General features: G+C 69.2%; 10 protein-coding genes. 5 read left to right on the plus strand and 5 right to left on the minus strand.

Annotation, left to right across the window (positions count from 1 at the left end):
• Together AAFO60_RS17050 and AAFO60_RS17055 are read right to left on the minus strand one after the other, a co-directional pair.
• Positions 1-984, minus strand: a complete 984-nt coding sequence (locus AAFO60_RS17050) for a glutamate ABC transporter substrate-binding protein (RefSeq protein WP_347957422.1) — start codon at positions 982-984, stop codon at positions 1-3.
• Positions 981-2,429 (minus strand): hypothetical protein, encoded by a 1,449-nt coding sequence (locus AAFO60_RS17055; protein ID WP_424307743.1) that lies wholly within the window; start codon positions 2,427-2,429, stop codon positions 981-983. Before AAFO60_RS17055 ends, AAFO60_RS17050 begins: the two co-directional genes overlap by 4 nt.
• Positions 2,430-2,557: 128 nt before the next feature.
• Here AAFO60_RS17055 and AAFO60_RS17060 point away from each other — a divergent pair, with 128 nt between their 5' ends.
• Positions 2,558-3,019, plus strand: coding sequence for an NUDIX hydrolase (locus AAFO60_RS17060; protein ID WP_347957424.1), 462 nt, complete (start codon positions 2,558-2,560; stop codon positions 3,017-3,019).
• 95 nt (positions 3,020-3,114) lie between these two features.
• Here AAFO60_RS17060 and AAFO60_RS17065 read toward each other — a convergent pair whose 3' ends face one another.
• Together AAFO60_RS17065 and thiE are read right to left on the minus strand one after the other, a co-directional pair.
• Complete coding sequence (locus tag AAFO60_RS17065; RefSeq protein WP_347957425.1) at positions 3,115-3,480, minus strand: hypothetical protein; 366 nt, start codon at positions 3,478-3,480, stop codon at positions 3,115-3,117.
• Between the two features lie 587 nt (positions 3,481-4,067).
• Positions 4,068-4,733, minus strand: coding sequence for a thiamine phosphate synthase (gene thiE, locus AAFO60_RS17070; RefSeq protein WP_347957426.1), 666 nt, complete (start codon positions 4,731-4,733; stop codon positions 4,068-4,070).
• A 167-nt stretch (positions 4,734-4,900) separates the two neighbouring features.
• Here thiE and AAFO60_RS17075 point away from each other — a divergent pair, with 167 nt between their 5' ends.
• The 3 genes from AAFO60_RS17075 to AAFO60_RS17085 are packed head-to-tail and all read left to right on the plus strand — an operon-like array spanning position 4,901 to position 7,021.
• Entirely contained in the window at positions 4,901-6,004 is a 1,104-nt protein-coding gene (locus AAFO60_RS17075) for an FAD-dependent oxidoreductase (RefSeq protein ID WP_347957427.1), read from the plus strand.
• Positions 6,005-6,006: 2 nt separating this feature from the next.
• Positions 6,007-6,204 (plus strand): sulfur carrier protein ThiS, encoded by a 198-nt coding sequence (thiS, locus tag AAFO60_RS17080; RefSeq protein WP_347957428.1) that lies wholly within the window; start codon positions 6,007-6,009, stop codon positions 6,202-6,204.
• Positions 6,205-6,253: 49 nt separating this feature from the next.
• Positions 6,254-7,021 carry a thiazole synthase gene (locus AAFO60_RS17085; RefSeq protein WP_347957429.1) on the plus strand — a complete coding sequence of 256 codons (768 nt, stop codon included), beginning with the start codon at positions 6,254-6,256 and terminating at the stop codon, positions 7,019-7,021.
• Positions 7,022-7,290: 269 nt separating this feature from the next.
• Here AAFO60_RS17085 and AAFO60_RS17090 read toward each other — a convergent pair whose 3' ends face one another.
• A complete protein-coding gene (locus tag AAFO60_RS17090) occupies positions 7,291-8,229 on the minus strand; it encodes an EamA/RhaT family transporter (protein WP_347957430.1) in 939 nt (312 codons plus the stop codon).
• 82 nt (positions 8,230-8,311) lie between these two features.
• Here AAFO60_RS17090 and AAFO60_RS17095 point away from each other — a divergent pair, with 82 nt between their 5' ends.
• Complete coding sequence (locus AAFO60_RS17095; RefSeq protein WP_424326946.1) at positions 8,312-9,478, plus strand: ATP-grasp domain-containing protein; 1,167 nt, start codon at positions 8,312-8,314, stop codon at positions 9,476-9,478.
• Positions 9,479-9,978: the final 500 nt, after the last annotated feature.

A 9,978-nucleotide genomic window follows, 5' to 3' on the forward strand; every position in this document is an offset into this window, starting at 1 on the left:
TCAATCCCGGAATGTCATCGGTGGCGGGCTGCCCGGACCCAGCAGCGACAACCACTCATTGTAGGAACGCTGCCAGCTGCCGTCGGCTTCCCGCGCGGCCAGGACGCCGTTGACGAAGCGCTGCAGATCGTCTTGACCCTTGTGGATTCCGACGCCGTAGTACTCGGTCCCCAGACTGTTGCCGACGACGTGCACCCAGGGATCCTGCGAGGCGATGCCCGCCAGGATCGGGTCGTCGGAGGTGATGGCCTCCACCTGCCCCTGCTGCATCATCACCAGGCAGTCGGCCCAACTGGCCGTCGTCACGTACCGCGCGCTCGGCACCAGACGCTGCACCCGCGCGATCGACGTCGACGCGCGGGTGGCGCACACGTTCTTGTCGGCGAGGTCGATGGCCTGCGAGATGCCCGAGTTCCGGTACACCAGGAGCTGCTGGGAGGCGGCGTAGTACGGGGCCGAGAAGGAGACGGACTTGAGCCGATCGCACGTGATCGACATGCTCTTGACGACGACGTCGACCGCACCCGATTCCAGGGCCTTGATGCGATTCTCGTTCGAGAGCATCCGATACTCGATCACGTTGGGGTCGCCGAAGATCGCCTCGGCGATCCAGTGCGCGACGTCGATGTCGAAGCCGACGACATCGCCGGTGAACGGATCGCGGAAGCTCAGCGGATTGCTGCCCAGGTCGGTCCCGACGATCAGGCGTCCCCGCGAGGCGATCCGCGCCATCGTCGACCCGGCGGGCATCTGCCGCGGCGCAGGCATGGCAGTGGGGCGAAGGCTCGCGGTCGCATCGCAGTCGGTCGTCGGGAGCGGGGTGTCCGGTTGCGCGCCGAAGGTCACGTCGGGAGGCAGCGGAACGGTGGCGGTGGCCGACGGCGGCGCTCCCGCCGAAGCCGGTTGGGCGGCGCACCCGGCGACGCCGACGAGGACGACGGCGAGCAGAGCGGCGAGGCGCCGAAGGCGAGCGTGTCGGCTCATCGGTACTCCCGGATTCGAGGGGTGAGGCCGCCGACCAGTGCGATCGCGGCGATGCCGCAGAGGACGCCGATCCCGGTTCCGGTGTAGCCGAGCAGGCGCTGCGCGGCATTGATGTTGTCGCGGAAGGTGGCGCGGGCCTCGGCGATCGCCTGGACCAGCGCGTCGTTCACCTCCGTGTATCCGGTGGCGGTGCTGATGCTGCCGCTTCCGATCGTCAGCGATCGGGCAGCGGTGAAGTCGCCGCCGGCCAGACGCCTGCTGACCTCTTCGTGGGCGCTGCGCCATCGTTGCAACGCCGATCGCACGTCGTTGATCGGCTGGGTCAGCCCCGGGTTGTTCGCATGGGTCGGCGTGCTGGAGAGCCGGTTCGCGAAGACGCCGATCTGCTCGAGGTCGTGGGTGAAACCGGCGTCGATCTCGCCGGGATCGGTCCGCTTCACCAACGACAGCGTCTCCGCCGAACGCGCCTGCTGGGTGAGGATGCGCATGGTGGTCAGGGTGTGCAGCGGCTCGGCCCCCGAGCTCTTGGCGGTGTTGGCCGCAGCCACCGACAGCAGTCCCGAGACGAGCAGCCACACCGTGCCCAGCACGAGGGCGCTCAACGCGCCGATCAGACCGATGTTGAAATGCCTGCGCGTGCGTCTGGCCAGGTAGCGGCCGGTGACGATCAGCATCGCGATGATGATGAACAGCGCGATGTACACACCCCACGGCGGCACTGTCAGCGTGCGTTGCGGGTCGGAGATGGCCGACGAGCGGTCCTCGTACAGTCGTTGCGCTGCCGGGAGAATCGTGCCCAGCATCAGGTTCGACGCCACGCCGAGATACGCCGAGCCGACCGGATTGGCCAGTCGGTTGTTGGTGCGGGCGGTCTCGATCAGCCCGGTGTAGACGGGGATCGCGGTGGCGAGCGTGTCCAGGTCGGCGCGTGCCGCACGGTCGCCGGTCGAGGTCTCGGCCCCGCTGGAGACGCCGTCGGCGGCGGCGACAAGCGCGGTCGACGCGGTCGCGATCGAATCGGTGTACTCGCGCCGGAGCTCGGGTGATTCGCGGCCGCCCGAGATGAACGCGGAGTTCGCGGCGGCGTCGGCGACCGAGAGCGAGCTGTACAGGACTTCCGCGGCCTCGGCCTGGGGTTCGGCGCGGTTCACCAGGGCTTCGAGGGTCTGGCTGCGGTCGGTCAGGGAGATCGACGAGTACCAGCCGGTGAGCCCGCACGCGAACACCATCGCCAAGGTGATGAGCAGCAGTTTCCCCGGCGTCGTGGTGGCGTAGAAACGGAAGGTGACCAGCGGCGACGCGACCCGCTCGCGGGTGATCGCCGAGATCTCGCGGCGGTCGGCCATCACCTGCCGCAGGGTGGGACTGTTCGGCTCGCGCTCAGGCAGCACACTGCGGCCCGCGTGGGTGAGTGCGGAGCGCACTCGATAAACCTGGCCGGCCACGAGCTGTCCCTTCGGCTGAACTGTGTCCAACCCTAGTCGGCGTGACTGCGCTCGCGTGAGCAGCCCGGTACGGTGATTCGTCAGAGACCCCTGCTTCGAGGCAGGGCGTGGGCGCAGGAGGTCGCGGAGTGCGCGGAGACGGTGATGGCTGGGTGTTCGACGCCGATGGTGCGCGCTATTGGGGACGGCACGGCGCAGCCGGTCTGCTGTTGTGCGCGCCGGTCGACGGCGGTGTCGCGGTCCTGCTGCAGCACCGGGCGATCTGGTCGCACCAGGGCGGCACGTGGGGGCTGCCCGGCGGGGCCCGCGACTCGCACGAGAGCGTCGAGCAGGCGGCGGTCCGGGAGGCGGGCGAGGAGGCCGGGATCCGCGACAGCGATGTGCGGGTGGTCGAGTCGATCATGACCCACCGGGCGCCGGGCGGCTGGAGCTACACGACGGTGATCGCGCAGGCCGATTCGCCCGTCGCGACGGTCGGGAACGGGGAGTCCACCGAACTGCGCTGGGTGCCGGTCGACGAGGTCGCCGACCTCGCGCTGCATCCGGGCCTGGCCGAGGCGTGGCCGGGGCTGCGTCCGCGTCTGACCTGAGCCGGTATCGCACCGCTTGTGTTCTGCGCACCCGGTCGCGACCGAGTGCGCAGAACACAAGCGGTGCGATACGCGGGAAGTGGTGCGACGGTCGGTCAGGCGGTGAGCCGGTTGGCGCCCGCGATCAGCGCGTTGACGGCAGCCTCGTCGCCCGTGCGGCCCCGGCCGTACGAGCGGACTCGGCGTGCATCCCGTTCGCACAGGAGGTAGACGACGGTCTCGTCGCCGTCACGCTCCTGCGACAGTGAGACGATCTCGACGCCGACGCCGAGCGCGTACAGGATCTCGGTCATCGCGCCGATGGGGCCGGTGGCGGTGGCGGCCAGGTCGTGGCTGCGGCGCCCGCGGGTGATCCGGGCGCGGCAGGTGACGGTGTCGGCGCGGTCGAGTTCCATCGACAGCGTCTGCAGCGTGATGTCGCCGTCCGGCGCATAGGTTCGGTCGAAATCGAGCGTGGACATTCCTGCCGCCTCCCGCGGAAACCAGTGTGGCAACCGCCGGTCGGGTTGGCGACGCCCCTGCGGTCCGTACGCCCGATCGGCGTCGAACCCATTGCGGATACAGGATGTCGAGGAGAACTGAATGGTGCGCATCTGGAGGCTTCATTTCGGTCGAAGAATCGGTGACCGACAGATCCAGGAGTGGAGACGACGAACCCGCAGCGGGGGGTCGGCCGTGATCAGACCCCGCTGCGGCGGGCTACAAGAAGATTCCACAACATGATTGGAGTGCAGCCTACTCGGCTGCGCGGGAAAGGCAAGCCGATTTTGCGCGGCTTGTGGGTGGAGCGGAACGTGGATCTCGATGCGCGGCCTCCGCTTCGCTCCGGTCGCTTACTCGATCAGCCTGGGGCGGCGCTTGGTTCGGGTCGCTCACTCGATCAGCCTGGGGCGGCGTTTCGTTCGGGTCGTTTCTCGATCAGCCTGCTGGGCGGCGTTTCGCTCAGGTCGCCCGGGGCCGACGCCACCGGGGCTCGTCCCCAGGGTGATCGAGTAAGCATCCGGAGCGAAGCGGAGGAAGCGCATCGAGATCCGCCCGCCGCAGCACACTACGCCGTGACCGACGACCTCAGCAGGCGCGCGGCGGCGGCCGGATCCTCGGCACCGGTGATGGCCCGGACCACGACGACGCGCTGCGCCCCGGCCGCCCGGACCTGTGACATGCGCGAGGCGTCGATGCCGCCGATCGCGAACCACGGCTTGGTCGGACCGTCGGCGGCGGTCGCGACGACCAGGTCCAGGCCCGTCGCGGCCCGGCCGGGCTTGGTCGGGGTGCTCCAACACGGACCGGTGCAGAAGTAGTCGACGTCGGGGTCGGCGGCCGCCGCGCGCGCCTGCTCCACGCTGTGCGTCGACAGGCCGATGACGACCTCCGGTCCGACGATCCGCCGTGCGACCGCGGGCGGCAGGTCGTCCTGGCCCACGTGGAGGACGTCGGCGCCCGCGGCGACGGCGAGGTCGGCTCGGTCATTGACGGACAGCAGCGCGCCGGCGGCGCGGGTCAGCTCACCGATCTGCCCCAGCAGTTCGAGCTCCTGCTGCGCCGTGAGCTCGCCGAAAGCGCGCTCACCAGGGGAGTTCTTGTCGCGCAACTGGACGATGTCGACGCCGCCGTCGAGCGCCGCCCGCACGAAGTCGACCAGGTCGCCGTGCTCGCGTCGGGCATCGGTGCACAGGTACAGGTGAGCGTCGGCCAGTCGGGTGCGCGCGTTCATGACCGCCACCCTAGCGGTGCGAGGTCCGCGGCCGACTTGCGGCGGGCGGTAGAGTCGGAGGCAGATATCGACACGGGAGTCCGGAGGTCCGCCGGGCTGAGAGTGCGCTGCGCCGGCGCTGACCGTCACACCTGATCCGGATCATGCCGGCGAAGGAAGGACTCTCCATGAGTGATGGCATCGTGCCCGTCGGCGACCTGTCCGTGGTCGGCGGCGGCGCCGTCGGACTGACCTGCGCGCTCGCCGCCGCCGATCGCGGATGGCGGGTGCGGGTCTTCGACGCCGGTCCGCGATGGCGCGCGGCGCACGTCGCCGGCGGGATGCTCGGCTGTCTCGCCGAAGGGCATCCCGGCCAGGACCGGTTGCTGGCGATCGCCCGGGACTCGGTCGCGCGCTGGCCCGCGCTGCTCGCGCGACTCGACGACCCGCACGTCCGCGTCGCCACCGACAGTCTACTGATCGGCGCGACTCCGGCCGATGTGGAGCATCTCCGGTCGCAGGTCGGGTTCCTGCTGTCCCAGGCGCCGTCCGATGCCGATCGGCTGATCGCCCGCACGGCGCGGGAGCTGCGCACCGACGAACCCGCGCTGGTGCGGGGGACCGCGGGCGGCTTCCGCGCGGTCGGCGAGGGCGCCGTCGACAACCGGGAGTTCATCGCCGCGCTCCACCGTTCGCTGGACGCCGCGGGCGTCGAGCGGGTGGCCGCCGAGGTGACCGACCTGTCTCAGGTGCCCGGCGATCAGGTCCTGGTCGCGGCCGGGCTCGGGACGAGGAGGCTGCTGCCCGAGGTCGATCTGCGCGGCGAGAAGGGCGAGATCCTCCGGCTGCGGCGGACCCGATGGTCGGTGCCGCCGCCCCGGCACGTGATCCGCGCCCGCTGGCACGGGCGCCCGGTCTACCTCGCCCCGCGCGCCGACGGACTCGTCCTCGGCGCCACCCAGTACGAGGCGTACGACGACGCCGACCGCGCACCGCTGGCCGGCGGCGTCGCGGACCTGCTGGCCGACGCCGGCGAACTGATGCCCGGCCTGCGCACCTACGAGCTCGCCGAGGCGGGTGCGGGCATCCGGCCCTCGTCGCCCGACGGCGTGCCCGTCGTCTCTCGGATAGACGACCGGATCACGGTCGCCGCGGGGCACGGACGCAACGGCGTCGCGCTGGCCCCCTGGACCGCCGACCGGTTCGTCGACCTGCTCGACGAGGCGCGGAACGGATTGGCGAACGCGTTGTCCGACAAGCAGATACAGAACACGATCGACACAGGAGTCTGAATATGGAACTGACCGTGAACGGGGACGTCGTCACCTTCGACGCGGCCCCGACCGTCGCTGAACTGCTCACCTGCCTCGACCTGCCGGACTGCGGGGTCGCGGTCGCCGTCGACGGCGTCGTCCGCCCCAGCGCCGACTGGGATCGGCCGCTCAAACCCTTCGCCGAGATCGACATCCTCACCGCGGTCCAGGGCGGCTGACCCGATGATGGACGCGGGAACACCGAACGCGGGAACACCGGACGCGGGGATGGCGCATGTAGGTGCGCCGCTGACGATCGGCGGCCGGAGCTTCCGGTCGCGGCTCATCACCGGCACCGGAGGCGCCCCCGACCTGGAGACGCTGGAGCGGGCGCTGGTGGCCTCGGGCACCGAGCTGACCACGGTGGCGATGCGCCGAATCAGCCCCGGATCGGGCACGGGGGTGCTCGACCTGCTCAGACGGCTGGGCATCGCGGTGCTGCCCAACACTGCCGGATGCCACACGACCGCCGAGGCCGTGCTGACGGCGCAGTTGGCGCGGGAGGCGTGCGAGACCGACTTGATCAAGCTGGAGGTGGTGGCCGATGACCGCACCCTGCTGCCCGATCCGCTCGAACTCGTCGACGCCGCCGCCGCGCTGGTGGCCGACGGATTCCAGGTGCTCGCCTACACCAACGACGACCCGGTGCTGGCGCTGCGGCTGCAGGACGCCGGTGTCGCGGCGGTGATGCCCCTGGGCGCACCGATCGGTACCGGACTGGGCATCTGCAATCCGCACAACATCGAGATGATCGTGGCGCGGGCGCAGGTGCCGGTGGTGCTCGACGCCGGCATCGGCACCGCCAGCGACGCCGCGCTCGCGATGGAGTTGGGCTGCGACGCGGTGCTCCTGGCCTCGGCCGTCACCCGGGCCGACGATCCCGAGACGATGGCGGCCGCCATGCGTCACGCCGTGATCGGCGGGTTCCTGGCGGCGCGGGCCGGTCGCATCCCCAAGCGCTTCTGGGCGCGCGCCTCGTCACCGGCCCGGGTCTGAGACGCGTGGCCGCACCCCGACACGGTTCCGGGATCGCTGACAGTCGTTGGTCTGTAGTCGAGTTCTTGTACCTCCATACGGCGGGAACGTTCAGCGACTGCAGTCCGCGACCCAGTACGCGGACTGCACTGGCGAATTGATGCCGAAGGTCTACCACGAGGGCAACGCCGATTCCACGGAGTTGCGCGCCGTTCGTCGCCGAACTGGCCGCGGTGATCGCCGACTGGCTGCCGTAGCCGACAGCTCGAGCCGCGCGGACGTCGGGGCGACTACGCCTCGACGTCTTCGCGGCCGCGCCGCCAGCCGCCCTTCTCCGGCGGAGCCTCGCCGAAGTGGTCGGGATCGCCGGTGCCGTACCAGGCCACCAGCACCGCACCGACCACCGCGCCGACGAAGCCGACGACGGCGAGCCAGCCGAGTCCCGGATGTGCGGAGTCGCCCAGGAAGACGACGCCGATGACGCTGGGGCCTGCCGTCTCGCCGACGACCAGCATGGCGGTGACCCCGCTGACGGCGCCCACCTGCAGGGCGACGGTCTGCACGTAGAAGCCGATCGCCCCGGCGATCGCGATCGACCAGGCGGCCGGGTCGGCGAGCACGGTCAGCAGGTTGAAGGGCTCGAGTCCGTGGAGGACGCGCACCGAGCACGCGATGACACCGAACAGCAGGCCGGCGCCCGCGCCGCCGATCGGCGCCGCGAACTTCCCGCCGCTGTACACGCCGATCAGGGAGACGGCGCACAGCGCGACCGTCGCCGCCAGCAGGGCCCAGTGGAAGGTCATCGAGGCGTCGTCGTCGGCCCCCGGAGCCGAGGAGACGCCGAGCATGAACAGCGACAGCACCACCAGCCAGATCGCGACCCAGTCGCGCGTGTGCAGGGTGATGCCCAACATCAAGGTGCCCAGCAGGGCCGTCACGACCAGGTTGGCCGAGACGATCGACTGGGCCAGAAACAGCGGCAGGAAGCGCGCCGCGACGGCGCCGCCCGCGAAGCCGACGACCACCATGACGGTGCCGAAGATGAACGCCGGGTCGGCGATGGTGGAGAACGTTGAACCGACCGACGGCGACGTGCTGCCGTCGATCCCGGCCTTACCGTCTTCGCGCTGCTCGACAGCGACCCGACGGGCGCCGAGAGCACGCAGAACCGTCGAGACCCCGTAGGCCACCGCAGCCATCGACGCCGCGATGATCCCGATTACGTACAACGAAGATTCCCCTGAGCTGTTGATGAGTCCTCGGTAAGAACACGCTACACGGCAGGGTTGTTCCCGTGTCTACTGTGTATTTGTGGACTCCGGTATGCGCAAACACATCCTGATCACGTTCGGCCGCTCGTTTCTGACGCTCAACCTGGCTCGACTGCTGGCTGCGGCGGGACACCGCGTGTCGGTCTGCGACAGTCTGCCGATCGCCGTCGGCCGCTATTCGAATGCCGTCTCCGGATTCCATCGGGTCAGCGCCCCCAAGTTCAAACCGCAGGAGTACTGCCGGGAAGTCGCGCACATCGTGGAGACGGAGGGCATCGACATGGTGATCCCGATCCACGAGGAGACCGACATCCTGTCGATGATGGCCGGGCTGTTCCCCGCCTCGTGTGATCTGTTCCTGTCGCCGTTCGAGGTCGAGGACATGCTGCACAACAAGCTCTCCTTCCAGGAGGCTTTGGTGGAGCGGGGATTCCAGACGTTGAAGTTCCGCAGGGTGGCGTCGTCCGACGACGTCGCGCAGCTCGACTTCGACACGCCCTTCGCCGTCAAGCAGACGTATTCGCGCGGTTCGCAGCAGGTGTACAAGGTCCGACCGGGCGAGTCGCTCGACTACCTGACCTTCGATCCGAACAATCCGTGGATCGCCCAGGAGTGGCTGGAGGGCGAGCGGTACTGCACCTATTCGATCTGTCGCGAGGGTGAGGTCTTCGCGCACGCGACCTATCCGGTGCGCTATGCGATCGGGGGCAGCTCGTGCCTGACTTTCGAGCAGGTCGACCATCAGCCGATTCAAGAATGGGTTCAGCGGTTCGCCAAGTCGGTGAATTTCACCGGCCACATGGGCCTGGATTTCATCGACCATCCCGAACGCGGACTGTTCACCATCGAGTGCAATCCGCGCGGAACCAGCGGAATCATGATGTTCACCCGCGACAGCGGAATCGACCGCGCCTTCCTCGGGGAGAACACCGAGATCATTCATCCGCCGGTCGGCCGGACGCGGATGATCGGGGTCGGCATGGCGCTGTACGGGTGGCGCAAGGACTCGCTGCCGAACAATCGGTTCCGCACGTTCCTGCGAGACTTCCGCGCCGCGAGCGACGTCATCTACGATCCGCTCGACCGCAAGCCCGCCGCCATGCTGATCCCCGCCTACGCCGCGATCCTGACCCACGGTGTCAAATACAAGGTCGGTCTCGCCGAAGCCTTCATGCACGACCACGAGTGGGACGGTCACAAGATCTGACCCCCGGCGACGGGGTCTCGATACGTCCTCGACCAGCCTTAGCAGCGTCCCTCAGGGTGGTCGAGTAGCTCGCGAACGGAGTTCGCGAGTGTATCGAGACCTGTGGTGACGGGGTGTCGATACTCGGCCAGCCTGAGGAGCGTCCCTCAGGGTGGTCGAGTAGCCCGCGAACGGAGTGAGCGAGCGTATCGAGACCCGAGGTGACGGGGTGTCGATACTCGACCAGCCTGAGCAGCGTCCCCCAGGTTGGTCGAGTAGCCCGCGAACGGAGTTCGCGAGTGTATCGAGACCTGTGGTGACGGGGTCTCGATACGTCCTCGGCTAGCGCCTCGGCCTACTCGACCAGCCTGAGAAGCGCCCCCAGGGTGAGCGAGCGTATCTCTAATGGGTATTGGCTGGTCTGGTGCTAGCTGGAAGGCTTGGTTCTAGCTCCTTGTCCGAGTGGGACTGGTGTCGTATGTGCGGCCATCATGGTGGGCTTCGTCTCGACTTGTCAGCTC

The sequence above is a fragment of the Gordonia aichiensis genome (assembly GCF_039946255.1).
GTDB lineage: Bacteria > Actinomycetota > Actinomycetes > Mycobacteriales > Mycobacteriaceae > Gordonia > Gordonia aichiensis_A.

Coding starts and splice junctions, on each gene's coding strand:
- AAFO60_RS17050 (WP_347957422.1), bottom strand. CDS start 984: ATGAGCCGACACGCTCGCCTTCGGCGCCTCGCCGCTCTGCTCGCCGTC.
- AAFO60_RS17065 (WP_347957425.1), bottom strand. CDS start 3,480: ATGTCCACGCTCGATTTCGACCGAACCTATGCGCCGGACGGCGACATC.
- thiE (WP_347957426.1), bottom strand. CDS start 4,733: ATGAACGCGCGCACCCGACTGGCCGACGCTCACCTGTACCTGTGCACC.
- AAFO60_RS17075 (WP_347957427.1), top strand. CDS start 4,901: ATGAGTGATGGCATCGTGCCCGTCGGCGACCTGTCCGTGGTCGGCGGC.
- thiS (WP_347957428.1), top strand. CDS start 6,007: ATGGAACTGACCGTGAACGGGGACGTCGTCACCTTCGACGCGGCCCCG.
- AAFO60_RS17085 (WP_347957429.1), top strand. CDS start 6,254: ATGGCGCATGTAGGTGCGCCGCTGACGATCGGCGGCCGGAGCTTCCGG.